Below are 421 nucleotides of genomic sequence, written 5' to 3' on the forward strand. Positions count from 1 at the left end.
GGATTGGGGCGAGCGGCGGCCGGGCGGCAGTGAAAGTCGTTCGCGCCCGGCGGCGCCGAGTCCGGGTGGCTCTCCGCGTATCGCAGGGCCGCGGCAGGCAGGGTCGGAACCGGGCCCGGGTGGGCGGGCACCACGAACGTCCGTGCCGAGCCGTCCCCACCCGCCGCCGGGACCGCCTGCACGCCCGGCACCGCGAAAACCGCGGTCGCCGCCATCGCCGCCATCGCCGCGCCGGCAACCAGCACTCTCCCGGACATCTTCACCGCACACCTCGTTTCGCCGGAGACACCGGCCTTGTCACGTGCAGAGTGTGTAGCAAGATCACGACGGCTCCGCACGACGGGCAGTCACCCGGCCGGGTCACGGTCACGCAATGGCGCACGATTCCGCGTCCGCATGATGGAATCGAGGTCCGACGTCG

At 72.4% G+C, this 421-nt stretch carries 1 pseudogene; it reads right to left on the reverse strand.

The features are described from left to right. A pseudogene (locus IJ15_RS26850) lies at positions 1-257 on the reverse strand (lipase); the annotation flags it as partial. Positions 258-421 lie beyond the last annotated feature (164 nt).

This window comes from Prescottella defluvii, assembly GCF_000738775.1.
Lineage (GTDB): Bacteria > Actinomycetota > Actinomycetes > Mycobacteriales > Mycobacteriaceae > Prescottella > Prescottella defluvii.